The following is a 24,004-nucleotide window of genomic DNA, read 5'->3' on the forward strand; positions in this document are numbered from 1 at the left end:
TCAGCCCCGCAGCGGCTCCCGCGAGACCGGGCACGACATGCAGCGCGGCCCGCCGCGGCCGGACCCCAGCTCGGAGCCGGCGATCGCGACGACCTCGATGCCGGCCTGCTCGAGCCGGCTGTTGGTCTCGATGTTGCGCTCGTAGGCGACCGCGACCCGGGGCGAGATCGCGAGCGTGTTGTTGCCGTCGTCCCACTGCTCGCGCTCGGCGGTCACGGGGTCGAGGCCGGTGTCGATCTGGTGGAGCGTGTCGATGCTCATCGCCTTCGCGGCGGCGACCAGGAACGGCTCCGCCACGGCCGTCCGCAGCACCAGGTCGGCGTCGGTGTCGCCCTCGCGGCCGACGCAGGTGACGGTGTAGGCCCGCAGGCTGTCGGCCACATTGGGGTACATCACGATCTTGTCGACGTCGACCATCGTGCAGACCGTGTCGAGGTGCATGGTGGCGCGCTCCTGGGCGATCGGCACGGCCAGCACCGTATGGGCGAGGTCGGCGGCGAACACCTGGCGCGCGAGCCGCTCGGCACCAGCGGGCGTGGTGCGCTCGCCGACGCCGATGGCGATGACGCCGGGAGCGAGCAGCAGCACGTCGCCGCCCTCAACGTGCTCGCGCTGCCAACCGTGCAGCTTCGGCGTACCGGCGAACCGGGCGTTCTCGCTGTAGATCAGGTCGGTCAGCTGGGTCTCGCGCTCCCGGGCCGGCATGGCCAGCGAGGTGATCGCGACCCGGTCGCCGATCCACACGCTGGAGTCGCGGGTGAACAGCAGGTTGGGCAGCGGGTCGATGAGGAAGTCGTCGCTGGCGAGGAGGCTGGTGACCAGCCCGTGGCCGCCGCGCACCTCGTCGTTGCGCACCCCGGCGGTGAGGAACGCCGCGAGCTCGTCGGGGGCCTGGTCGTGGAGCGCCTGGTTGAGGTAGCGGCGCAGCGTGTCACCCAGGTGCAGGCTCGCCATCGCGCCGGAGATCGCGCGGTCGCGGGCGTCGGGGCTCTGCAACGTCTCGACCAGCAGGTCCATGAGGTACAGCACTTCGACGTCGCGGGCGCGCAACGCCTCGGCGAACGCGTCGTGCTCGTCCTGCGCGCGGCCGATCCAGGGGATGCCGTCGAAAAGGAGCTTGTCGTTGTTGCGTGGGGTGAGCCGCTTCAGCTCGGGACCGGGCCGGTGCAGCATCACCGTGCGCAACCGGCCGACCTCGCTGTCCGCCCCGTGGAGTCGGTCAGGTGCAGCGGCGTCCGTGCTCATGCGCGAAGCGTAACGGCCGATCCGGGCCACCTCGGCTGCCCGGTGTCGGCGTCAGGCGACCACCAGCTCGTACACCGTCAGGGCCGCCAGGACCAGGCAGACCGCAGCACCGACGTAGTGCAGCACCGAGAGCTTCAGATAGCGCAACAGCACCCTGCCGGCGAGCACCGCGAGCCCGGACACCGTGAGCAGCGCCGCCCAGGCGCCGAGGAACACCGACAGGTTGTCCTCGTACTTCGTCACCAGGCTGATCGTCAGCAGCTGGGACAGGTCGCCCCACTCGGCGGCGAACAGGATCAGGAACGAGGCCACGGCCGCCTTGACGAACGACTTCGTCCCCTCGGCGCCGGCCTTCGCGGCGTACTCCTCCTCCTGTTCCTTCTCGCTCGCGTCCGCCCCGGGCGCGGTGCGCACGAGCACCACGGCGCCGGCGAGGAAGATCAGCAGCGCCGCGGTGCGGATCACCGCATCGGGCAGCAGGGTGGCGAGCGCGCCGGCCGTGACAGCCACCCCGGTCTGCACGGCGAACGCGAGTCCGACGCCCACCCACACCGCGAGCGGCCGGAACCGCGTCGACAGCACGAGGGCCGCGATGAAGGTCTTGTCGGGCAGTTCGACGAGGAAGATCGTGCCGAAGGCGATCGCGGCGACGGTCAGGTCCACGCGCGCCCCTCGGTGGCGGCGACCGCGGCGGCGAGCACGTCCCTGACGGGGCGTCCGGTGCTGGCGGCGACCCGGGCCACGTCCTCGTACTCGGGCTGGGCGTTGACGACCTGGCCGTCGAGCCGCGCGAGCTTCACCGCGATGTCGTGGCCGTCCACCTGCACGGCGCGCATCTCTCGGTCGAGCGCGACCTTGCCGATGCGCACCTCGCGGACCCCGATCGTCGAGGTGTGCCGGAACACCGCCCGCCGGACCGCGTCGGCCCGCTCGGCCGAGACGAGGGCGTGCAGCGTGTGCGCCGGCCGGCCCTTCTTCATCAGGATGGGGGTCAGCCAGGCGTCGCTGGCGCCGGCCTCGAGCAGGGCGGCGAGGACGCTCGGCCACAGGCGCGGGTCGAGGTCGTCGACGTTGGTCTCGATGACCAGCGGCCCGGCTTCCGAGACAGAGCCCGTCGCGGTCTCCTCGCCCACCAGCAGCCGCAGCACGTTGGCGTGGCCCGCGGGGTCGCGGCTCCCCGCTCCGACCCCGATCGACGTGACGGTCATGGCCGGTTGCGGGCCGTACGCCGTCGCGTGGCTGACCAGCAGCGCGGCTCCGGTGGGGGTGCACAGCTCCATCGCCGGGGCGGTCGCCGGTCCGGCGTACGACGGGACGCCGCGGAGCAGCTCGGCGACGGCCGGCGGCGGCACCGGCATCGATCCGTGCGCGCCCCGGACGCTGCCGGAGCCGACCGCCACCGGCGAGACGACCAGTCGGTCCAGCCCGAGGTGGACGAGGCCGGCGCTGACGCCGACCACGTCGGCGATCGCGTCGAGGGCGCCCACCTCGTGGAAGTGCACGTCGTCGGGGTCGGTGCCGTGCACCGCCGCCTCGGCGACCGCGAGCCGGTCGAAGGTGTCGTGCGCGCGCACCCGGACGTCCTCGTGCAGTCCGGCCTCGGCCAGGAGGGAGCGGACGTCAGCCCAGGTGCGGTGCGTGACGCTGTCCGCCACCTCGACGTGGCACCGGGTCGCCGCGAACCCGTTGCGGTTCACGCGTGCGGGGACGATCGCGATGTGCTCGGGCGCCACCTTCTCGACCGCCTCCGCGACCACCCCGACCGGCACTCCGGCCCCCACCAGCGCACCGAGCAGCATGTCGCCGCTCGCCCCCGACGACGCGTCCACCCAGCCGATCACGGCGCCGAACCCCGATTCGTCTGCGACTCATGGGGTGATTCACGCGGGTGGTTCGCAGACGAATCGTGGTGGGGGCGCGCGTTGCGGGCCACCCGGGCGGCGAACACGCCGGCGCCGAAGCCGTTGTCGATGTTCACGACGGTGACTCCCGGCGCGCACGAGTTGAGCATCCCGAGCAGCGCGGCGATCCCGCCGAACGAGGCGCCGTAGCCGACGCTGGTGGGGACCGCCACGAGCGGTGTGCCGGTCAGGCCGCCGACCACGCTGGGCAGCGCGCCCTCCATGCCGGCCACCACGACCAGGCAGTCGGCCGCGTCGAGGTCCGCGCGCACCGCCAGCACCCGGTGCAGGCCGGCCACCCCGACGTCGTTGACCCGGATCGTCCCGGCGCCGTAGACGCGGGCGGTCAGGGCCGCCTCGGCGGCGACGGGCGCGTCCGACGTACCTGCCGAGAGCACCGCGACCAGACCGGCCGGCTCGGGCAGCGGACCGACGGTGACGGCGCGGGCCTCGGGGTCGAGGACGGCGTCGGGTACGTCGGAGGCGACCGCGGTCATCGCGTCGTCCGCGAGCCGGGTCGCCAGCACGGCCCGCTCGGGATGGGCGGCGCGGAGCGCGCGGAGGATGCCGACCACCTGCGCGGGGGTCTTGCCCGCGCCGTACACCACCTCGGGGTCACCCGTGCGGGCCGCGCGGCCGGTGTCGAGCCGGGCGTAGCCCAGGTCGTGGATCCGCGAGTCGGGGGAGTGGTCGGGCACGGCCCCGAATCTATCCGGCGCCCGGGCGACCGCGGTGCGGGGATCTCGACGGGTCTGGGAGACCGACCCCTACGCTGACGGCATGCCCGGAGTCCCGCCCGCCCGCTACGCCTACCTCGGTCCCGAGGGGACGTTCACCGAGCAGGCCCTGCGCGGCCTCCCGGCGGCCGCCCGGGCCGAGCTGCAGCCGTGCTCCACCGTCACCCTGGCGCTCGACGCGGTGCGTGGCGGCGAGGCCGACGGCGCGGTCGTGCCCATCGAGAACTCCGTCGAGGGGTCCGTGCCGGTCACGCTCGACGAGCTCGCCACCGGCGAGCCGCTGATGATCACGCGCGAGATGACCGTGCCGATCGCGTTCAGCCTGCTGGCCCGGTCGGGCACCAAGCCTGACGACATCCGCCGGGTGGCAACCCACCCGCACGCCGCCGCCCAGACGCGCCGCTGGGTGGCGCTGCACCTGCCGGCCGCCCACGTGATGCACACCACGTCGACCGCCCAGGCGGCGTTCATGCTCACCCGCGACGACGCCGACTGGGACGCCGCGATCTCCGCGCCGGTCGCGGCCGAGCACTACCGGCTGGCGACATTGGCCGAGGGGATCGCGGACAACCCGGACGCGCTGACCCGGTTCGTGCTGGTCTCCCGGCCGGGGTCGCCGCCACCGCCCACCGGCCGCGACAAGACGTCGCTGGTGGCGTTCATGCGCGACGACCATCCGGGCGCGCTGATGGAGATCCTCGACCAGCTCACCATGCGCGGCGTGAACCTGACCCGCATCGAGTCGCGACCGACCGGTGCCGTGCTCGGCGACTACTGCTTCTCGATCGACTGCGAGGGCCACGTCGAGGACGCCCGAGTCGGTGAGGCGCTGATGGGGCTGCGCCGGGTCTGCGCCGACGTCCGGTTCCTCGGCTCCTACGAGCGCCACGACGGCGTCGCCCCGACGATCCGGCCGGGTACGTCGGACCGGGAGTTCCTCGACGCGGCCGCGTGGCTCGCGCGCCTCCGCAACGGAGGCTGACCCCGGCTCTAGCCTGAGCAGCGATGAACGACTCGCTCCTCCTCGCGCTGGCCGTGTTGGCCCTCCTGCTGGCGCTGGCCGCACTGCTGGTCGCGCTCTCCGCGTCGCGCCGGGCCAGCCGCCGCTCCCGGCGTACCCGCCGTGCCCCGGAGCTGCCGACCGACGTCCAGGGCCTGCGCGGCGAGGTGCACGCCCTGCGCGCGGAGGTGTCCGACGCGCTCCGGCACCTGTCCGTGGTCCGCTACGACGCCTTCGGCGACATGGGCGGACACCTGTCCTGGTCGCTGGCGCTCGTCGACGACGCCGGCACGGGAGTCGTCCTCACGTCGATCCACGGGCGCAGCGACGCCCGCACCTACGCCAAGGGCGTGACCGAGTGGAGCTGCGACCAGCAGCTCTCCCCGGAGGAGGAAGAGGCGATCAAGCTCGCCCGCACCGGCTGAGCCGACACGGCGGGCACACTCACGGTGATCCCTCGGTGGCCAGCCGCCGCCACTCGCTGGGGAGGAGTCCGTACGCCGCCCGGAACCGGCGGGAGAAGTGACTGGGGTCCTTGAAGCCCCATCCGTAGGCGACCGACGCGATCGGCCGGGGACGAGCCGAGCGTGCGGCCAGCTCCGTCCTGGCGCCCTCGAGGCGTTTGCCGATGATGTACTGCTCGAGGCTGAGCCCGGCGCGTCGGCACACCCGGAACAGCTGGCGACGGGAGACGGCGAGTGCCGCAGCCACGGAGTCCGGTGCCAGCATCGGGTCGCGCAGGTGCTGCCGGACGTAGGCGTGCACCTGGCTCAAGAGCGTCTCCTCGAAGACGTCCCGGGTGCGGGTGTCGCCTGGATCCGCAGCGTCCGCCAGAAGTGCCCGGACGAGGTGCGTGCTCGACTCACCGAGGTCGGCGGCCAGAGGTGACGCGCTCAAGGTGTCCGCGTCGGCGGTCAGGTCGACGACGTGACGGCTCACGATCCGATACAGCGGACTGCTGCGCAGCCGCCCCGCGGCCCGTTGGACGACCCGCAGCGGGAGCCCGAGGTCGGAGATGGGCACCTGCAGCGACGTGGACGAGCCGATGCCGCTCCAGGAGAAGTCGAACGGTCGGGTGATGTCGACCATCATGAGCTCGCCGCTGCGGACGATCCGTTGTCCGGAGCTCGACTCATGTCGCCCCGAGCCCAGCCCGTGCACCGCGACCGCCACTGCCTCGTACGAGGCGCCGCGGGCCGCCCTCGCGTCGCGCACCAGGGTCACGCCGGTGCTGCGTGCGGTGAAGACGCGTGCACTCCCGAACTCCCAGAGGTCCAACCGCGCCGACACCCCGCTGGGCCCGGTCTCCAGGTCGACGTGGGTGGACCCGGAGGCCGCGAGCATCGCGTCGCGGAACGCGTCCGGCCGGTCGCCGGAGGGAACGTCTTCGGTGTCGAGCAGGACTGCCACTGGCCTCACCTCTGCTGGAAGGGAAGGGGTGCACCTCGAGCGACGCTAGGGGCGGGCGTCGCACCCGAACAAGACAGGTTCGGGCCATTGACCACTTCGTCAAAATGGCACTCACAGCCGGAGTCATGGCGCGCACGGCCGGTTCGGGAGGCGGTCGAGCTCCCTAGCTTGAGTGCTCAGGGAGGCGACCGGCCTCACCCCGACCGAGCGGAGACCCATGACCACGGAACAGAGTCCCGGCGCCGGCCCGGACACCGTCGTACTCGTCCACGGCCTGTGGATGACACCGCGCTCCTGGGAGCACTGGGTGTCCTACTACGAGGCCCGCGGGTACCGCACCCTGACCCCTGCCTACCCGGGGTTCGAGGTGGAGGTCGAGGCACTGCGCGAAAACCCGCAGGTGATCGCCGACGCCACCGTGCCCGAGACCGTCGACCACCTGGCCGGCGTGATCGGGGGCCTCGACAAGCCGCCGATCATCATGGGGCACTCCTTCGGTGGCACCCTCACGCAGCTGCTGCTTGCGCGCGGACTCGGCGCCGCCGGGGTGGTGATCAACTCGGCCCCGACGGAGGGCGTGCGGGTCAACCCCCCGTCGCAGATCAAGTCGCTCTTCCCGGTGCTGAACAACCCCGCGAAGCGGCACCGGGCCGCGGGGTTCACGCCGGAGCAGTTCCACTACGCCTTCACGAACACGTTGAGCCGCGAGGAGTCAGACAAGGTCTACGAGCGGTACCACATTCCGGCGCCCGGCAGCTGGGTCTGGGCTTACGGGCTGATCGCCAACTTCAAACCAGGTCACCAGGAGACCTGGGTCGACTACGGCAACGACGCCCGCGCGCCGCTGCTGTTCATCACCGGCGGTGAGGACCACATCATGCCCGCCTCGGTGAACAGGTCGAACGCGCGGCACTACGCCAAGTCCGCCTCTCTCACCGAGGTCTTCGACTTCCCCGGGCGGTCGCACTGGACCTGCGCCGAACCGGGTTGGGAAGCCGTCGCCGACAAGGCCCTCGACTGGGCTGCCACCCACGCGCGCACGGCGGTGAGCAGCGGCTGACGGTGCCGGCTTGGTCAGGCACCTGCCATCGAGGCGGCCGGGTGCTGGCGGTGCCCGCAAGGTCCGTCCGCGCGCACGTCGAGCGTTGACGTCTCCACGTCGATCGCGACGGTGGCCAGCGTGCGGTGCCAGAGCACCGGGTCCATCGACCGGTCCGGGTGGCAGCAGATCCCGCCGACGTCACCCTCGGGCTCGTGGTCGGTCATCGCGTCCAGGACGGCCTGCGGCGTCGCGGGCGGGCCGTCGGCAAAGGCCGACTCGAGCTTGTCGAGCCGGGTGGCGCTCGAGGTGCTGATCGTCGCGGCCAGGCAGCCGTCGCGGCCTTCGGGTGAGACGAAGCTGTTGGTCCGCACGAGCAGACCGTCCCGGGTGTCGAGCCGGCCCGGCCCTCCCGGGAACAGCTCGAAGGTGGCGCCCGCACCGCTGCGGTCGAGCACGGTCAACGAGGTCGACGCCGACGTCGACTCCTGCACGATCTTCGCGGCGTCGTCGAGACAGGTCGCCTCGTCGAGGATCCGGCGGCTGAGCAGGTGCACGGGGTAGCCGACCGTGCCTTCGGCGACCCGCTCGGCGTCGTTGGCGTGGTGCAGCATGTTGAGCATCACGCCGATGCCCTCGGCGTTGACGCCGATCTTGGCGAGCATGCCGTACTCCGTCACCGTCTCCACGACGCGGCCGTCGGGCTGCTGGAAGCGCCAGTGGAACCAGCCGTCCGACATCGCGTCGTACCAGTCCCAGGTCTGCACGGCGAACGGCGCCCCGCCCTGCGGCACGGAGATCACCGAGGAGCACTCGGTGACGCCGGTCGGGTTGGCCGCCACCAGGATCTCGGTGCGCGCGTTGATCGCGGCGATCTCGCGGACCGCGCGGCCCGACCCCTCGGCGATGCCGGCGATCTCGTCCGCGTGCTCGGGTGCCAGCCGGGTGATGGCGTCCCAGGCGCGGTCGGCCCACAGGTCCACGTCGAAGGGGCGGCCGGCCCGGACCCCGAACAGGCGGCGGTACGCCGCGACCGTCGTACCGATCTCGGAGCGGAACCGCTCGCCGAGCTCGATGCCGCGCTCGCGGGGCGGCAGGACGGAGGAGGTGAACGTCACGGTGCGGGTCACTCCGCCACGATATCCACCCCGATATCGGTAGCCCGACCGTGACCCATGGCTCACGCCACCGCTACCGATATCGGTTGGTTCAGCGTGGGACGCGAACGAGGAGCCGGCCGTGCAGCACTTCGCAGTGCATCTCCTTGCCGGCCCCGATGGAGTCCCCGTCGAGCTGGCGCGGCGTCTCGGCTCCGGCCCGGATGCTGACCTTCTTGCCGGTCATCCGGTTCACCAGCTCGTCGGTGCGCTTGCCCTTGCGGAGCACGCGCAGCGCCAGCGGGATCCAGGACAGGAACCGGCTCGGGTGTAGCACCACGATGTCGAGGATCCCGTCGTCGATCGAGGCGTCGGGCAGCAGCGGCATCCCGGCCGTGAGGTAGCCGACGTTCCCGACCACGACGGTGCGGGCCCGGTGCCTGGTCCACGGGCCGTCGTCGACGGAGATCTCCAGCCGCACCGGCGGGAACATCAGATTGCGCATCCCCGAGACCACGTAGGCCAGCCAGCCGACCTTGGCCTTGATCTCCTCGCTGGCCCCCTCCATGATCGCCGCGTCGAATCCCATCCCGGCCATCACCAGGAAGTGCTCGTCGTCGGCGATGCCGTCACCGGAGATCCGCACCAGGTCGATCGCCCGGTCCTGCCCGTTCAGGGCGACGTCGATCGCAGCGTTGAGGTACAGGGGTACGTCGAGGTTGCGGGCGAGCAGGTTGCCGGTGCCCGCGGGCAGCACGCCCACGGCGACGCCGGTGCCCGCGAGCTCGGCGCACACGGTCCGCACGGTGCCGTCGCCGCCGCAGACGAGCACCAGGTCGGCACCGTCGATCGCGGCCCGCTCGGCCATCGCCCGGCCCGGGTCCTCGATCGTGGTCTCGTGCCACATGGGACGGCTCCACCCGGCCTCGGCGGCGAGCTTCTCCACGAGTGCCTTGAAGACGGTGATGTCCTCGACCTTGATCGGGTTCAGCACGACCGCCAGCCGCTTCGACGTGGGCACCGAGCCACTGAGCACCTCGGGCGTCCGCGGCCGGTGGGACGGGTCGTACACGGCGGCGCCGGCCAGCACCCAGAACGCGCCCACGGCGTAGCCCGCGATCACGTCGGTCAGGTTGTGCACGCCCAGCAAGATCCGGTCGGCGCCGACCAGCAGCACCAGCGTGAGGGCGGCGACCGTCAGCCCCCGGCGCACCGACGCGCGCCGCACCAGCATGGCGCTCAGCACCAGGACGACGCCCGCACCGGAGGCGATCCCCGAGGCGTGCCCCGACGGGAACGAGTAGCTGGTCAGCAGGTGCAGCGGGTCCTCGAACACGGGTCGGTCGCGCTCCACCCAGCGCTTGAGGAAGAACGTCGTGAGGGACGCGCCGAGCATCACCCCGACGGTCCAGTACGCCGCCCGCCGGTGCTTGCGCGCGAACAGCATCACCGCGCCGACGCCGGTGTAGACCGTCATCGCGAGCGTGCCGAAGGCGGCGTCCACGAAGAGCAGGAAGCGCACCAGGCCGTCCTGGGGTGCGGTCCAGGTGTACGCCGCGTCGCCGACCTGCTCGTCGACACCGCCGAGCAGGTCGTAGTGCACGGTCAGGGCCAGCGCGGCCACCACCAGCGCGCACAGCACCGCCCACACCCAGAGGGCGCGGCGGGTACGGGCACTGATCGGCACGGGGTTGCTCCGGCGGTCGGGGGCAGAACGGCGTAAGTATGACCGGTGGCCGGGACCCGGCCGGGCGGCGGGCGCGGCACCGGTTCGTACACTCGACAGTGCCCGAACGACTCACGATCCAGTCGTGGCCTTCGCGGCCCAGTCGTTGTCCGAGCGAGCCCACCCGGGGGTGCCGATGTCCACCCTCCTCGCCACGCTCGGCACGGCACTGGCCGGTCCGGCGCTGCTCCTGGGCGGCACCTACCCGGGCTACGGCACCCTGGCGGGCCCGACCGTGCCTGCGACCGTCGAGGCCGCCGTCGCCGCGTCGGACCCGGCGCCCGAGACCGGCGGGGCGGTGCGTTTCAACGACCCGAGCGGCGGCAGGTCCCGGCAGTTCACGTTGGTGCGCCGCATCGACCGGGCGATCCGTGGCGCCGACGCCGGCGCGACGGTCCGGCTCGCGGCGTACTCCTTCGCGATGCCCTCCACGGCACAAGCACTCCTCGCCGCGCACGCACGCGGCGCGCAAGTGCAGGTCGTGGTCGACGACCACTCTTCGCACTGGGGCGCGGTGCGGCGGCTGCGCGACCGCCTGGGCACCGACACGTCGGCCGCGTCCTTCGTCAAGGTGTGCCGGCTGTCCTGCCGCGGCGGTCGCGGCAACCAGCACGCCAAGTTCGTCACGGTGTCGTCCGGGTCGATGGGCGACGACCTGGTGATGGTCGGCTCGCTGAACCTGACGAACTTCAGCTCGCAGCGGCAGTGGAACGACCTGTACGTCGCGTCCGACCGCGGCGCGCACGACCAGCTCGTGGACGTGTTCCGGCGGTTGGCAGACGACCGACCGCAGGGGCGGCTCGCAGTGCGCGAGACGTCGAAGGGTTTCGAGACCGACCTGGCGCCGTACACCACGGGCGCCGGCGGCGACCCGATCAAGCGCCGCCTGGACCGGGTGCGCTGCCAGGGCACGTCCCTGCTGTCCGGGAGGAACGGGCGGACCGTCGTGCGCGTGGCGATGCACGCCTGGAACGGTGACCGCGGCATCGACCTCGCCCGCCGCGTCGCCCGGCTGCACCGGCGCGGTTGTGACGTGAAGGTGCTGTACGGCGTCGGCATGGGCCGTGCCGTCGCGACCATCCTCCGGACCAGCGGCGTACCCGTCCGCGACAGCAACAACAACGGACGCCGGGTCCACCACAAGGTGATGGTCCTGTCGGGGGTGCTGGGCAGCCAGATCGACGCCAACTACGTGTGGACCGGGTCGCACAACTGGTCGGACCGCTCCCTGCGCAACGACGAGATCATGTTCCGCATCGCCGGACGGCACCTCGTGCAGGCCTACCTCGCCAACTTCCGCACCATGTGGCGAGCCGCCGCCCGCTGACTCCCCACCGATATCGGTATGCCTACGGTGATCCATAGGTCACGGTAGGGAAACCGACATCGTGGATAGGCTGAGCGGATGATCGACCCACGACTGCTCCGAGACGACCCCGACCGGATCCGCGCCGCCCAGACCAAGCGCGGCCTCTCCGCGGACGTGGTCGACCGGGCCCTGGCCGCGGACGAGCAGCGCCGGTCGTCCATCGCCGAGTTCGAGCGGCTGCGGGCGGAGCAGAAGCAGCTCGGGGCGCAGATCCCGAAGGCTCAGGGCGACGAGAAGCAGCAGCTGTTGGCGCGCACCAAGGACCTCGCGGCCGCGGTCAAGAAGGCCGAGCAGGCGCAGGGTGAGGCCGAGGAGGCCTACCGCGCGGCGATGACGTCGATCCCCAACCCAGCCGCCGACGAGGCACCGGCCGGTGGCGAGGACAACTTCGTGGTGCTCGAGGAGATCGGCACTCCGCGAGACTTCGCCGCCGAGGGCTTCGAGCCGCGCGACCACATCGAGCTCGGGCGGATGCTCGGCGCGATCGACCTCGACCGGGGTGCGAAGGTGTCGGGCGCCCGGTTCTACTACCTGACCGGCGCCGGCGCCGACCTCGAGCTCGCGCTGGTGAACCTCGCGATGGACCAGGCCCGACAGGCCGGCTTCACCACCGTGATCCCGCCCGCGATCGTGAAGCCACGCGCCATGGACGGCACCGGCTTCCTCGGCCAGGCCGCGGACGACGTCTACCGGATCGAGGGCGAGGAGCTCTACCTCGTCGGTACGTCGGAGGTACCGCTCGCGGCGTACCACTCCGACGAGATACTCGACGTCGAGTCGCTGCCGCGCCGTTATGCGGCGTTCAGCCCGTGCTACCGGAAGGAGGCAGGCTCCCACGGCAAGGACACCCGCGGCATCATCCGCGTGCACTGGTTCGACAAGGTCGAGATGTTCACCTACACCACCGTCGAGCAGTCCTTCGCCGAGCACCAGCGGCTGCTGGCCTGGGAGAAGGAGTTCCTCACCAAGCTGGGCCTGGCCTTCCGGGTCATCGACGTGGCCGCCGGCGACCTCGGGCTGTCCGCGCAGCGCAAGTTCGACTGCGAGGCGTGGATCCCCACCCAGGGCCGCTACCGCGAGCTCACGTCCACGTCGAACTGCACCGACTTCCAGGCCCGCCGGCTCGACATCCGGGGTCGCTTCCCGCAGGGAACGCGGCCGCTGGCGACCCTGAACGGCACGCTGTGCGCCATGACCCGCACCATCGTGGCGATCCTCGAGACCCACCAGCAGGCCGACGGGTCGGTGCGCGTCCCCGAGGCGTTGCAGCCCTACCTGCAGGGCCGCGAGGTCCTCACCCCGGTGGCGCGTTGAACACCCCACGCGGCCGCGCACGCTTCCGTGGGGACGTCGAGTGAGCGCCGACTGGACCGGGTTCACGCCGAAGCTGATCGCGCTGGACATCGACGGCACCCTCTACGCCAACGTGCCGTCGACGGGCGGGGTCGCGGAGGTGATCACTCCGGCGGTGAAGGACGCGATCGACCGGGCCGTCGACGCGGGTGCGCACATCGTGCTCTCCACGGGCCGCTCGGCGTTCAGCATCACCGAGGTCTGGGACCAGCTCGGCCTGCCCCGCAGCGGGGACGGCACGGTGCTGACGGTGGCGAGCAACGGCTCGGTGGTGTTCTCCTACCCGCCGGTCGAGGTTCTCAGCACGATCACCTTCGACGCCAGCCAGATCGTCTCGATGCTGATGGAGCACGTGCCCGATGCCGCCGTCGCGGTCGAGGAGATCGGTGTCGGCTACCGGATCAACCGGCCGTTCCCCGACGGGGAGATCACCGGCGAGATGAAGATCGAGCCGGTCGAGAACCTCGTCGCCGAACCCGTCACCCGCGTCATCATCCGCGACCCGCACTCCTCGGAGGCGGAGTTCGTGGCGCTCGCCGAGAAGGTCGGCCTGCAGGGCACCAACTACTTCATCGGCTGGACCGCCTGGCTCGACCTCGCGCCGGACGGCGTCTCCAAGGCCTCCGCCCTCGCCGACGTCGCCGAGCGGCTCGGTGTCGACCGGGCGAACGTGCTGGCCATCGGCGACGGCCGTAACGATGTCGAGATGCTCGAGTGGGCCGGCCGAGGGGTCGCCATGGGACAGGCGCCGCTGGAGGTGCAGGAGGCCGCCGACTACGTCACCGAGACCGTCCACAACGACGGCGTCGCCCTCGAGCTGTCCCGCTGGTTCTGACCCCCCGGATACGACGCGACGTTCTTGCGGTTTCCCGGGCCCCAACACAGCAAACCCGTCGCGTCGTATCGGGGTGGGGCCGCGGGTGACAGACTCTGCGCCGTGCTCAAGCTCGTGGCGACCGACCTCGACGGCACCCTGCTGCGCAGCGACGGCACCGTCTCGCCGCGCACCCGGCGGACGCTCGACGCGCTGGAGCACCGCGGCGTCACCGTCGTCTTCGTGACCGGCCGGCCGGTGCGCTGGATGGACTCGCTCTGGCAGCACGTCGGCGGGCACGGCCTCGCGGTCTGCTCCAACGGCGGCATCGTGTACGACGTCGCGACGCACCGGGTGCGCAGCTACCGGCCGATCCCGGTCGACGTCGGGCTCGAGGTGGTGGCACGGCTGCGCACAGGGATCCCCGGCAGCACGTTCGCGCTGGAGCGCACGGACGGGTTCGCCAAGGAGCCCGACTTCCGCGAGCGGAACCCGCCACCGGACTCCCTCGACGTCGGGCCGATCGAGGAGATCTTCGACGAGCACACGGTGAAGCTGCTCACTCGGCACCTGGACCACGACCCCGAGGACTTCTGGCTGTCCGCCGACCGGCTCGTCGGCGACCTGGTCACGACCACCTGGTCGTCGGTGGGTGCGCTGGTGGAGATCAGCGCCGCCGGGGTCACCAAGGCCTCCACCCTGGAGCTGCTCTGCCAGGAGCAGGGCGTGCAGCCCGACGAGGTGGTGGCGTTCGGCGACATGCCCAACGACCTGCCGATGCTGGCCTGGGCCGGCACGTCGTTCGCGATGGCCGACGCACACCCGACGGTGCTCGACCTCGCCGACCACATCGCGCCCGGGCACGACGACGACGGTGTCGCGGCGATGCTGGAGGACCTGTTCGGCCTCGATCCCGGCGAGACTCGCGAGGACGCTTCCTGAGAGCGGCTGGCCGTGGTCACGCCGGCTGCTGGCGAGGCGTTCCGGGGGTGGACGTGCGACGTCCCTTCCAGACCAGGTCCAGGACCACGCTCAGCAGCAGGATCACGACGAGGGCGATGGCGGTGCCCGGCTCCTCGACAAGCGTGGTGGCGGCGAAGGCGACTAGGACCACGACAGTCGTGACGTCGGCGACGATCAGCAGCCACGCCTGGGCACCGGTCTCGTGGCGGATCCGGAAATGGCCGAAGGTGACGAGCGTGAACACGACGAGCGCGACGGCGCTTCCGATGGAGGCGATCGCGTTCAGGTCGAAGAACAGCGCGAGTACGGCGGCCGCGACGGCCGTGACGACGATGCCGACGGGTGCCCGCCCACCGACACGGCCGCCCATCATCGGTGGGAACTGGCCCACAGCGGCCATCTCGTCCCCCAGACCGGCAGCCGGGTAGAGGCCCGAGTTGGTGGCACCAGCCGTCGCGAAGAGAGCCGTGACCGTCATGAGCCAGTAGCCGGCGGCGCCGAGCACCGGCTCCGCGGCCACGGCGAGCGCGGTCCCTCCCGAGGACACGACCTCGTCGACGGTCAGCGTGCCGAAGACGCCGATCGCGACCGCGACGTACACGACCGTGGCGATGCCGAGCGCCAGGTAGACGGCCCTCGGCAGCTGCCGGCCGGGGTCGCCGAGGTCCTTGGCGGTGAACGTGATGACACCGAAGCCGAGGAAGGCGAAGAACGTCAGGGCGACGCTGGACACGATGTCCCGGAAGGACGGGTAACCGGAGAACGCCAGCAGGTCGATGTCCAGGTTGGTCAGCGTCGCGATCGAGAAGACCGTGAGGATGCCGACCACGACGACCACGACCAGGGTCTGCGCCTTCGCGACCGCCTGCGAACCCATCACGTTCAGGCCGGTCATCACCAGCAGGACGAGGAGGGCGAACGCGGTGACCCAGTCGGCGTTGTCGGCCACCGCCGCGCTCGCGTAGCTCCCGAAGGAGACCGCGACCATCGCGGTGATGATCGCGTTGACCGCCAGGAGCATCCAGGCGATGACCCCGGTGAAGTGGCCCTGTCCCCACCCCCGGATGACGTACTCGAGGAACCCGGCCGCGGAGGGGTAGCGCGCACCCAGCTTGGCGAAGGAGTACCCCTGCAGGGCCGCGACTGCGCCCGCGAGCAGGAACGAGATCCAGACCGCTGAACCGGCCACCTCACCCGCCGCGCCGAGCAGCGCGAAGATGCCGGCGCCCACCATGGAGCCGACCCCGATGAACGCCGCCTGCCGGACCGACAGGGTCGGTCTGCCCTGGCTCTCCGCGCCGACGTGCGTCCGGGGGCTCGGCTTGCCGGTGTCGGCCATGCCGCCAGGTTGCGACCCGGGGATGCCGACGGCATCCCCCGCAACAGGCGAACTGTCCGATGGACGGAATGACCGGCTCACAGGGCACACCGGGCGGCTTCGGGCGTGGCCCCTTCCGATATCGACGTTTCCGCGCAAGAGTGGCCTTCCAGTCGAAGTGGCCCAGGCCACGCTCCTTCCTGTTGGAGGTCTTCGGATGTCTTCGAACGATGCGGTCGGCGCGACGCGAGAGGCGCTGACCACCCTGGCGGCGGCGGTGCTGCGGATCCGCAACGAGTACGGCGACACCCTCGGCGTACGACGACTGACCTCGGACATCGACCGCCTGCACGCCGACCTCGACGAGCTCGGCGACCCCAAGCCGGGGCACACGCCCGGCGTCGACAAGGACGAGCTGATCGCGATCCCCGACGACCCCTACGACGAGAGCATGTGGCAAGACGCCCAGTCCGAGGCGCAGCACGCACTCTGAGAGGCACCGTCCATGTCGACAGGCGTCCGCAGTCCGAGTCGCGCCCGCATCGAGCAGAAGACCCTCCGGCAGGACCGTTGGTGGATCTACCCGACGGCGACGTTCGTGGTGTTCACCGCGTTCGTGGTCTACGCGACCTGGCGCGCGTTCGTAGGTGAGTTCTACTACTCGACGCCGTACCTCTCGCCGTTCTACTCCCCGTGCCTGGCCGGCAGCTGCGTCGAGGGGTCAGCCGACTTCGGTACGCCGTTCGAGTTCTGGCGGCTCTCGCCAGCGCTGATCATCTTGATCTTCCCGCTCGGCTTCCGGATGTCCTGCTACTACTACCGCAAGGCCTACTACCGGTCGTTCTGGCTGAGCCCGCCGGCCTGCGGGGTGGCCGAGCCGCACGGGAAGTACACCGGCGAGCGGCGGTTCCCGCTGATCCTGAACAACATCCACCGGTACTTCTTCTACGCCGCCGTGCTGGTCGCGCTCGTGCTCTCGTTCGACACGGTGCTCGCGTTCCGCGACGAGGACGGCGAGTGGGGCCATATGGGCCTCGGCACGTTGATCTTCCTGGTCAACATCGTGCTGATCTGGGCCTACACCCTCGGCTGCCACTCCTGCCGGCACGTCGTGGGTGGCCGGCTGCGGCACTTCTCCAAGCACCCGATGCGCTATCGGGCCTGGACGCTGGTGTCGCGGCTCAACACCGACCACGCCCGCTATGCCTGGCTGTCGCTGTTCTCCGTGGCGATCGCCGACTTCTACGTCTACCTCCTCGCCACCGGCACCATCTCCGACCCGAGGTTCTTTTGAGCCACCCCACGACGCTGCACGCTCCCCCCGCTGCGCCCCTCCCGCTCGCACGGCCGCGGGGACCCCGGAAGGCTACGAATGACTGAGTCCCAGACGGCCGACGAGCGCCACCCGATGACCGGCAACCGCATGGATGCCGGTGTCTCATCAGGCCTCGAGCGCCACGCCTACGACGTCGTCGTCATCGGCGCCGGTGGCGCCGGGCTGCGCGCCGCGATCGCCGCCCACGACGCCGGCGCCAGCGTCGCGATCGTGTGCAAGTCCCTGCTCGGCAAGGCGCACACGGTGATGGCCGAGGGCGGGATCGCCGCGGCGATGGGCAACGTGTACGCCGAGGACGGTTGGCAGGTGCACTTCCGCGACACCATGCGCGGCGGCAAGATGCTCAACAACTGGCGGATGGCGCAGCTGCACGCCCAGGAGGCGCCCGAGCGGGTGCTGGAGCTCGAGGAGTGGGGGGCGCTCTTCGACCGCACCGAGGACGGACTGATCTCCCAGCGGGACTTCGGTGGCCACCGCTACGCGCGGCTCGCCCACGTCGGGGACCGCACCGGGCTGGAGATGATCCGCACCCTGCAGCAGCGGGCGGTGGACCTCGGCATCGACGTCTACATGGAGTGCACGATCACCGAGCTGTTCCGCGAGGCCGGACGGATCAGCGGCGCCTTCGGCTACTGGCGCGAGACCGGACGGTTCGTCGTGTTCGAGTCGCCGACCGTCGTCCTCGCCACCGGCGGGATCGGCAAGTCCTACCAGGTGACCTCGAACTCCTGGGAGTACACCGGCGACGGGCACGCCCTCGCCATGCGCGCCGGGGCCAGCCTGATCAACATGGAGTTCGTGCAGTTCCACCCCACCGGGATGGTCTGGCCCCCGTCGGTGAAGGGGATCCTCGTCACCGAGTCGGTCCGCGGCGACGGCGGCGTGTTGAAGAACTCCGAGGGCGAGCGGTTCATGTTCGACTACATCCCCGAGTACTTCAAGAAGGAGACGGCCGACACGATCGAGGAGGCCGAGGGCTGGTACACCGACAAGAAGAACCACCGCAGGCCGCCCGAGCTGCTCCCGCGCGACGAGGTCGCCCGGGCGATCAACTCCGAGATCAAGGCGGGCCGCGGGTCACCGCACGGCGGCGTCTACCTCGACATCGCGTCCCGGCGCAGCGCCGAGTTCATCCGCCGCCGGCTGCCGTCGATGTACCACCAGTTCAAGGAGCTCGCCGACGTCGACATCACCGCCGAGCCGATGGAGGTCGGCCCGACCTGCCACTACGTGATGGGCGGGGTCGAGGTCGACGCCGACACCGAGCAGAGCATCGTCGAGGGCCTGTACGCCGCGGGTGAGGTGGCCGGCGGCATGCACGGCTCCAACCGGCTCGGCGGCAACTCGCTGTCGGACCTGCTCGTGTTCGGTCGCCGCGCCGGCCACAACGCGGCGTACCACGCCTACCGCGCCCGCGACTCCCGGCCGAAGGTCACCGACGAGCAGGTGCGGGCGGCGTCTGCGGCGGCGCTGCACCCGTTCGAGGTCGAGGGCGGCGAGAACCCGTACACCATCCAGAAGGACCTGCAGGACGTCATGCAGCGACTGGTCGGCATCATCCGCAAGGCCGACGAGCTCAAGGAGTCGCTGGGCGAGATCGAGAAGCTCAAGGCGCGGGCCAAGCAGCTGTCGGTCGAGGGACACCGGCAGTACAACCCAGGCTGGCACCTCGCGCTCGACCTCACCAACATGCTGGTCGTCAGCGAGTGCATCGCGAAGGCCGCGCTCGAGCGCGAGGAGTCGCGCGGCGGGCACACCCGCGACGACTACCCGAAGCCCGACGACCGGTGGGGCGCGCTCAACCTGGTGCTCACCCTCCCCGACGGGGAGACGGTGGACCTGAAGCACCAGCCCCTGCCGGTCATGCCGGAGGACCTGAAGGTGCTGTTCGACCAATGACGAGATCGGTGGTCGAGCCCGTCGAGACCCACCCGTTGAAGGAGAGTTGATGGGTTACAACCTGCGGATGAAGGTCTGGCGCGGCGACGCGACGGGCGGCGCGCTCGGCGACTACAACGTCGCGGTCGAGGAGGGTGAGGTCGTCCTCGACGCGATCCACCGGCTGCAGGCAACCCAGGCCGGCGACCTCGCGGTGCGTTGGAACTGCAAGGCCGGCAAGTGCGGCTCGTGCAGCGCCGAGATCAACGGACGGCCGCGGCTGATGTGCATGACCCGGCTCTCCGACTTCGAGGAGGACGAGGTCATCACGGTCACGCCGATGCGTGCGTTCCCGGTGATCCGGGACCTGGTCACCGACGTCTCGTACAACTACGAGAAGGCCAAGCAGGTGCCCTCGGCGCGGCTCACCCCGCGCGACCCCGACGGCAAGCGCCGGATGCAGCAGGCCGACGTCGAGCGCGGCCAGGAGTTCCGCAAGTGCATCGAGTGCTTCCTGTGCCAGAACACCTGCCACGTCGTGCGCGACCACGAGGAGAACAAGCCGGCCTTCGCCGGCCCGCGGTTCTTCCTCCGGTACGCCGAGCTCGACATGCACCCGCTCGACACCCACGACCGCCGCGCGCTGGCCCAGGAGGCCGCCGGCCTTGGGATGTGCAACATCACCAAGTGCTGCACCGAGGTCTGCCCCGAGGGCATCAAGATCACCGACAACGCGATCATCCCGATGAAGGAACGCGTCGTGGACCGCAAGTACGACCCCGTCGTCTGGCTCGGCGAGAAGATCTTCAAGCGCTCCGACCGTGCCTCCCGCGAGGAGACGCCCTAGCGCCGAGGAGTCAGACAGTAAGGCTCGTGGACGGCGTGTCGCTGCACGAGTGACCCCTCGCCGTCCGGCGCGGCCGCGGCGTACGGTCGAGCCATGGCACTTCTCGAGAAGCAGGAGATCGACAGCGCTCTCGCCGGCGACCTCAGCGAGTGGTCGCGGGAGGGCGACAGCATCGTGCGTTCGGTCCAGGCGTCGTCGTTCCTCGAGGGCATCGAGCTGGTACGCCGGGTCGGGGAGGCAGCCGAGGCCTCCGACCACCACCCGGACATCGACATCAGGTGGCGGACGGTGACGTTCCGGCTGTCCACGCACAGCGAGGGCGGCATCACCGACAAGGACGTGGTGATGGCCGGGACGATCGACAAGCTCGTCTGAGTTGACGGCTCAGAGGTACATGCCGCTGCGGCCGTGGTCGTCGCCGTCCTCGCCCTGCTGAGCGGCCCGCGCGGCGTGGGCCTGCTGGGCGGCCCGGAGCGCCTCCTCGGAGGGCACCATGCCGGGCGGCAGCGCGCGGCGCATCTGCTCGAGCTGCGCACGGGCCGCGACCTGCTGGGCGTATATCGCGGTCTGGATGCCGTGGAACAGCCCCTCCAGCCAGCCGACCAGCTGTGCCTGGGCGATCCGCAGCTCTGCCTCGGACGGGGTGTCGGAGCTGAACGGGAGCGACAGCCGCTCCAGCTCCTCGACGAGCTCGGGGGCGAGGCCGGCCTCGAGCTCCTTGATCGACGAGCGGTGGATGCCGGCGAGGCGGGCCCGGCTGGCCTCGTCGAGCGGTGCCGACTTCACCTCCTCGAGGAGCTGCCGGATCATGCTGCCGATCCGCATCACCTTGGCCGGCTGCTCGACCAGGTCGGTGATCTGCCGCTCCGCCTCTTCGGCGTCGTCGTCCGACAGGTCGGCGGTGTGCCGGCCACCCGCCGTGCCCATGCCGTCGGGGCCGACCACCATCACGCGGGGGTCGTCGGTCTCGGGGGCGGCCTGGGGGTGCGGGTGCGACTCGGTCATGCATCCCACCCTAGACGGGGCGCCGTGAGGGCAACGGGGTCGGTCAAGCGCCGGTGGTGAGCAGGATCTTGCCGGTGTGTCCGCTCTCCTCCATGAGCCGGTGCGCGTCCGCGACCCGTTCGAGCGGCAGGGTGGTGTGCACGACCGGCTTGACGGAGCCGTCCGCGACCAGCGGCCAGATGTGCTCGACGACGGCCGCACAGATCGCGGCCTTCTCCTCGACCGGGCGGGCCCGTAGCGACGTGGCGACCACGGCACCGCGCTTGCGCAGCAGCTTGCCGAGGTCGAGCTCGCCCTTGGCGCCGCCCTGCATCCCGATGACGACCAGTCGGCCCTCGGTCGCGAGCGCGTCGAGGTTGCGGTCCAGGTACGACGCACCCATGTTGTCGAGGATCACGTCGGCCCCGCGACCGTCGGTGGCGCGGCGTACCTCCTCGACGAAGTCCTGCTCCCGGTAGTTCACGACGACGTCCGCGCCGAGCGACCGGCACAGCTCGAGCTTCTCCGCCGAGCCGGCCGTCGTCACGACACGGGCGCCCAGCGCGTGCGCGAGCTGGATGGCCATCGTGCCGATGCCGCCGGCACCACCGTGCACGAGCAGGGTCTCCTCGGCCCGCAGCCCCGCCACCATGAACACGTTGGACCACACCGTGCACGCCACCTCGGGCAGCGCGCTGGCGACCGCCAGGTCCACCCCCTCCGGCACCGGCATCAGCTGCCCCGCCGGCACCGAGACCTTGGTGGCGTAGCCGCCGCCGGCCAGCAGCGCACAGACCGGATCGCCCACCGACCAGCCGCTGACCTCGTCGCCGACCGCACTCACGGTGCCCGAGCACTCCAGCCCGAGTACGTCGGAGGCGCCCGGTGGTGGCGGGTAGAAGCCCCTGCGCTGCAACGTGTCCGCACGGTTCACCGCGGTGGCGACGACGTCCACGACGACCTCACCGGGCGCGGGGGTCGGGTCGGGCAGCTCGGAGATCTCGAGGACCTCGGGGCCCCCGGGCTCGGAGGCGATGACGGCACGCATGGTGCCGACGCTAGCCCAGGCGCTGCGACGAGCTACTCGACGTCCACCAGGTCCTCGTCCACCTCGACCTCGACCTCGACCTCGGCCAGCTCGTCCTTCTCGCCGCCCCACTTCTCGGCGAGCTCGGACGCGCGCCCCGCCAGCTCCTCGACCTTCTCGGGGCTGCCGCCACCCAGCGCCGCCGCGTAGCCCAGCAGGTAGGTGGTGATCGGTGCCGCGACCCGCTCCACCGAGTGGGCGGCGTCGCGGGCCAGGTCCAGGATGATGCCCTCATCGACCTCGGCGTCGATGTCGAGCGCATCGCACAGTTCGTCTATCCAGTCGTGGAGCGTCACGCGTTCCAGCGTCGTACGAGCACCGGGAAGTTGCAAGGTCCGTCCCGGCCGGACTGGCGGGTCCGGGCGGACCATCCGGGCCAAACCAGGCCGGCCACCCGGAAGGTCGCTCGAGCCACAGGTCAGCCGCCGAGGTCGCGCAGGTCCGTCCAGGAGTCGATGTCGCGCGCCTCGTCGCCCACCGCGGCCACGTCCGCGAGGTCGAGCCCGTCCACCAGCCGGCGCACCGCCAGACCGTGCTCGTCCTGGCGCGACACCGGTCGCGCCGCCTGGAGGGACGAGACGCGGTACACCGCCGCCAGCGGCTGTCGCCGCCCGCCCGGGTCCACGAGCACGGCGCCGTCCGATGCGGGGTCGGCCTCGACGGCCCAGGTGAGCCGGGCCACCGTGCCGGCGTTGACCTTCGGCATGTCCACCGCCAGTGCGCACACGAGGTCTGGTGGCCGCGCGAACCGGTCGAGCCCCGCGAGCAGGCCGGCCGCGGGACCACCGCCGACCGGGTCCTCGCGCGTCCACGTGACAGGGCGGCTGGTCGGCACCTCCGCCCCGACCACCACCACCTCGACGGCCGGCAAGGTGGCGGCCAGGGCCCGCTCCAGCAGGGTCACGCCGTCGAGCTCGATCGAGGCCTTGTCGACGCCGCCCATCCGGGCGGCCGTCCCGCCGGCCAGCACCACGGCGCCGAGCCGCAGCGGGGTGCCGGCAGCGGGACCTTCCATGCCGGCAAGTCTGGCAGGCTGGGGTGATGGCCTCGCCGCGTTCGGACGACCTCACCGTCTGCCTCGTGCAGCGTGCCTCGGGGCTCGAGCCGGCCGAGAACCGCGCCGCCCTCGAGGTCGTCGCCGAGGTCGCCGCCGGCCGCCCGAAGCCGCTGCTGGTGGTGTTCCCCGAGGTCTTCGCCCGCGACTTCGGCAAGCCCGGCTCCGACATCTCGTCGTACGCCGAACCGCTCGACGGCCCCTTCGTGCAGCGGCTGAGCGACCTGGCCGGTGAGCACGACGTCACCCTGGTGGCCGGGATGTTCGAGGTCAGCGAGGACCCCGACCGGCCCTACAACACCCTCGTCGTGGTCGGCCCGGACGGCCTCCGGGCGACGTACCGGAAGATCCACCTCTACGACTCGTTCGGCTACCGGGAGTCCGACCGGCTGCTCGCCGGCCCGATCGACCCCGTCGTCGTCGAGGTCCACGGGATGCAGGTGGGCCTGATGACCTGCTACGACCTTCGGTTCCCCGAGCTCGCCCGTGCGCTGGTCGACCGCGGCGCCGAGCTCGTCGTGGTGCCGGCGGCCTGGGTGGCGGGGGAGCGCAAGGTGGACCACTGGCGCACGCTCGTCATCGCGCGGGCCGTGGAGAACACCGTGTACGTCGCGGCCGCCGCCCAGCCGGGGCCTCGCTACAGCGGCCACTCGATGGTCGTGGCGCCCACCGGCGAGGTGCTCGACGAGGCCGACGAGTCCGACGGCCGGGTGGTCGCGGCGCCGGTCGGTGCCGGCCTGCTCGCCGAGGTGCGCTCCACGAATCCGTCCCTGGTCAACCGCCGGATGTGAGCCGCCGGCCGGGAGATATCCTGCGGGGGTCCGCTGCGGGACATGCCGGCCCCGA

The 24,004-nt window shown here is 71.4% G+C and carries 25 protein-coding genes; 13 read left to right on the forward strand and 12 right to left on the reverse strand.

Features of this window, described 5'->3' with window-relative positions; translation table 11 throughout:
• The 4 genes from VFH10_RS01770 to larB are packed head-to-tail and all read right to left on the reverse strand — an operon-like array spanning position 1 to position 3,844.
• Positions 1-1,245, reverse strand: a complete 1,245-nt coding sequence (locus VFH10_RS01770; protein ID WP_325125326.1) for an arginine deiminase — start codon at positions 1,243-1,245, stop codon at positions 1-3.
• 51 nt (positions 1,246-1,296) lie between these two features.
• Positions 1,297-1,908: a TMEM165/GDT1 family protein gene (locus VFH10_RS01775; RefSeq protein WP_325125328.1), complete on the reverse strand. Its 612-nt coding sequence runs from the start codon at positions 1,906-1,908 to the stop codon at positions 1,297-1,299.
• Positions 1,899-3,086 (reverse strand): nickel pincer cofactor biosynthesis protein LarC, encoded by a 1,188-nt coding sequence (gene larC, locus VFH10_RS01780; protein WP_325125330.1) that lies wholly within the window; start codon positions 3,084-3,086, stop codon positions 1,899-1,901. Before larC ends, VFH10_RS01775 begins: the two co-directional genes overlap by 10 nt.
• Positions 3,083-3,844 (reverse strand): nickel pincer cofactor biosynthesis protein LarB, encoded by a 762-nt coding sequence (gene larB, locus VFH10_RS01785; RefSeq protein ID WP_325125332.1) that lies wholly within the window; start codon positions 3,842-3,844, stop codon positions 3,083-3,085. Before larB ends, larC begins: the two co-directional genes overlap by 4 nt.
• Before the next feature lie 82 nt (positions 3,845-3,926).
• On the opposite strand from larB, the gene pheA reads away from it, so the two are divergent.
• Positions 3,927-4,865 carry a prephenate dehydratase gene (pheA, locus tag VFH10_RS01790; protein WP_325125334.1) on the forward strand — a complete coding sequence of 313 codons (939 nt, stop codon included), beginning with the start codon at positions 3,927-3,929 and terminating at the stop codon, positions 4,863-4,865.
• 23 nt (positions 4,866-4,888) lie between these two features.
• Complete coding sequence (locus tag VFH10_RS01795) at positions 4,889-5,308, forward strand: DUF4446 family protein (protein WP_325125336.1); 420 nt, start codon at positions 4,889-4,891, stop codon at positions 5,306-5,308.
• Between the two features lie 19 nt (positions 5,309-5,327).
• Here VFH10_RS01795 and VFH10_RS01800 read toward each other — a convergent pair whose 3' ends face one another.
• The gene (locus VFH10_RS01800) at positions 5,328-6,293 is read right to left on the reverse strand and encodes a helix-turn-helix domain-containing protein (protein ID WP_325125337.1); all 966 of its coding nucleotides are present in this window, start codon (positions 6,291-6,293) and stop codon (positions 5,328-5,330) included.
• A gap of 217 nt (positions 6,294-6,510) precedes the next feature.
• Between VFH10_RS01800 and VFH10_RS01805 the strand changes: the two genes are divergently transcribed.
• On the forward strand, positions 6,511-7,353 hold the full coding sequence (locus tag VFH10_RS01805) for an alpha/beta hydrolase (protein WP_325125339.1): 843 nt from the start codon (positions 6,511-6,513) through the stop codon (positions 7,351-7,353).
• Between the two features lie 14 nt (positions 7,354-7,367).
• Here the strand turns inward: VFH10_RS01805 and VFH10_RS01810 are convergent, their stop codons facing one another.
• On the reverse strand, positions 7,368-8,462 hold the full coding sequence (locus tag VFH10_RS01810) for a C45 family peptidase (protein ID WP_325125341.1): 1,095 nt from the start codon (positions 8,460-8,462) through the stop codon (positions 7,368-7,370).
• Positions 8,463-8,541: 79 nt separating this feature from the next.
• On the reverse strand, positions 8,542-10,116 hold the full coding sequence (locus tag VFH10_RS01815; RefSeq protein WP_325125343.1) for a YegS/Rv2252/BmrU family lipid kinase: 1,575 nt from the start codon (positions 10,114-10,116) through the stop codon (positions 8,542-8,544).
• Between the two features lie 124 nt (positions 10,117-10,240).
• Between VFH10_RS01815 and VFH10_RS01820 the strand changes: the two genes are divergently transcribed.
• The 4 genes from VFH10_RS01820 (at position 10,241) to VFH10_RS01835 (ending at position 14,633) form a co-directional block, all read left to right on the forward strand.
• The gene (locus tag VFH10_RS01820) at positions 10,241-11,482 is read left to right on the forward strand and encodes a phospholipase D-like domain-containing protein (protein WP_325125345.1); all 1,242 of its coding nucleotides are present in this window, start codon (positions 10,241-10,243) and stop codon (positions 11,480-11,482) included.
• A 78-nt stretch (positions 11,483-11,560) separates the two neighbouring features.
• The gene (serS, locus tag VFH10_RS01825; protein WP_325125346.1) at positions 11,561-12,838 is read left to right on the forward strand and encodes a serine--tRNA ligase; all 1,278 of its coding nucleotides are present in this window, start codon (positions 11,561-11,563) and stop codon (positions 12,836-12,838) included.
• A gap of 40 nt (positions 12,839-12,878) precedes the next feature.
• Complete coding sequence (locus tag VFH10_RS01830; protein WP_325125349.1) at positions 12,879-13,712, forward strand: HAD family hydrolase; 834 nt, start codon at positions 12,879-12,881, stop codon at positions 13,710-13,712.
• Between the two features lie 102 nt (positions 13,713-13,814).
• On the forward strand, positions 13,815-14,633 hold the full coding sequence (locus tag VFH10_RS01835) for an HAD family hydrolase (RefSeq protein WP_325125352.1): 819 nt from the start codon (positions 13,815-13,817) through the stop codon (positions 14,631-14,633).
• A gap of 16 nt (positions 14,634-14,649) precedes the next feature.
• Here VFH10_RS01835 and VFH10_RS01840 read toward each other — a convergent pair whose 3' ends face one another.
• Positions 14,650-15,993, reverse strand: a complete 1,344-nt coding sequence (locus VFH10_RS01840) for an APC family permease (protein WP_325125354.1) — start codon at positions 15,991-15,993, stop codon at positions 14,650-14,652.
• Positions 15,994-16,189: 196 nt separating this feature from the next.
• On the opposite strand from VFH10_RS01840, the gene VFH10_RS01845 reads away from it, so the two are divergent.
• From VFH10_RS01845 to VFH10_RS01865, 5 genes are all read left to right on the forward strand, one after another.
• Positions 16,190-16,465: a hypothetical protein gene (locus tag VFH10_RS01845; protein ID WP_325125356.1), complete on the forward strand. Its 276-nt coding sequence runs from the start codon at positions 16,190-16,192 to the stop codon at positions 16,463-16,465.
• A gap of 12 nt (positions 16,466-16,477) precedes the next feature.
• Positions 16,478-17,266, forward strand: coding sequence for a hypothetical protein (locus VFH10_RS01850; RefSeq protein ID WP_325125358.1), 789 nt, complete (start codon positions 16,478-16,480; stop codon positions 17,264-17,266).
• A 78-nt stretch (positions 17,267-17,344) separates the two neighbouring features.
• Positions 17,345-19,207 (forward strand): fumarate reductase/succinate dehydrogenase flavoprotein subunit, encoded by a 1,863-nt coding sequence (locus VFH10_RS01855; RefSeq protein ID WP_325125360.1) that lies wholly within the window; start codon positions 17,345-17,347, stop codon positions 19,205-19,207.
• A 49-nt stretch (positions 19,208-19,256) separates the two neighbouring features.
• Positions 19,257-20,033, forward strand: a complete 777-nt coding sequence (locus VFH10_RS01860; protein ID WP_325125362.1) for a succinate dehydrogenase/fumarate reductase iron-sulfur subunit — start codon at positions 19,257-19,259, stop codon at positions 20,031-20,033.
• A gap of 93 nt (positions 20,034-20,126) precedes the next feature.
• Complete coding sequence (locus tag VFH10_RS01865) at positions 20,127-20,408, forward strand: 4a-hydroxytetrahydrobiopterin dehydratase (RefSeq protein WP_325125364.1); 282 nt, start codon at positions 20,127-20,129, stop codon at positions 20,406-20,408.
• A 9-nt stretch (positions 20,409-20,417) separates the two neighbouring features.
• Here the strand turns inward: VFH10_RS01865 and VFH10_RS01870 are convergent, their stop codons facing one another.
• The 4 genes from VFH10_RS01870 to mobA all read right to left on the reverse strand — a co-directional run bounded on the left by VFH10_RS01870 (position 20,418) and on the right by mobA (position 23,119).
• Entirely contained in the window at positions 20,418-21,038 is a 621-nt protein-coding gene (locus VFH10_RS01870; protein ID WP_325125366.1) for a bacterial proteasome activator family protein, read from the reverse strand.
• 43 nt (positions 21,039-21,081) lie between these two features.
• Positions 21,082-22,065, reverse strand: a complete 984-nt coding sequence (locus VFH10_RS01875; protein WP_325125368.1) for an NAD(P)H-quinone oxidoreductase — start codon at positions 22,063-22,065, stop codon at positions 21,082-21,084.
• A gap of 32 nt (positions 22,066-22,097) precedes the next feature.
• The gene (locus tag VFH10_RS01880; protein WP_325125369.1) at positions 22,098-22,400 is read right to left on the reverse strand and encodes a DUF6457 domain-containing protein; all 303 of its coding nucleotides are present in this window, start codon (positions 22,398-22,400) and stop codon (positions 22,098-22,100) included.
• A gap of 122 nt (positions 22,401-22,522) precedes the next feature.
• The gene (mobA, locus tag VFH10_RS01885) at positions 22,523-23,119 is read right to left on the reverse strand and encodes a molybdenum cofactor guanylyltransferase (RefSeq protein WP_325125371.1); all 597 of its coding nucleotides are present in this window, start codon (positions 23,117-23,119) and stop codon (positions 22,523-22,525) included.
• 26 nt (positions 23,120-23,145) lie between these two features.
• Between mobA and VFH10_RS01890 the strand changes: the two genes are divergently transcribed.
• Complete coding sequence (locus VFH10_RS01890) at positions 23,146-23,949, forward strand: carbon-nitrogen hydrolase family protein (RefSeq protein WP_325125373.1); 804 nt, start codon at positions 23,146-23,148, stop codon at positions 23,947-23,949.
• Positions 23,950-24,004 lie beyond the last annotated feature (55 nt).

It is taken from the genome of Nocardioides sp., from assembly GCF_035697785.1.
Classification (GTDB): Bacteria; Actinomycetota; Actinomycetes; order Propionibacteriales; family Nocardioidaceae; genus Nocardioides_B.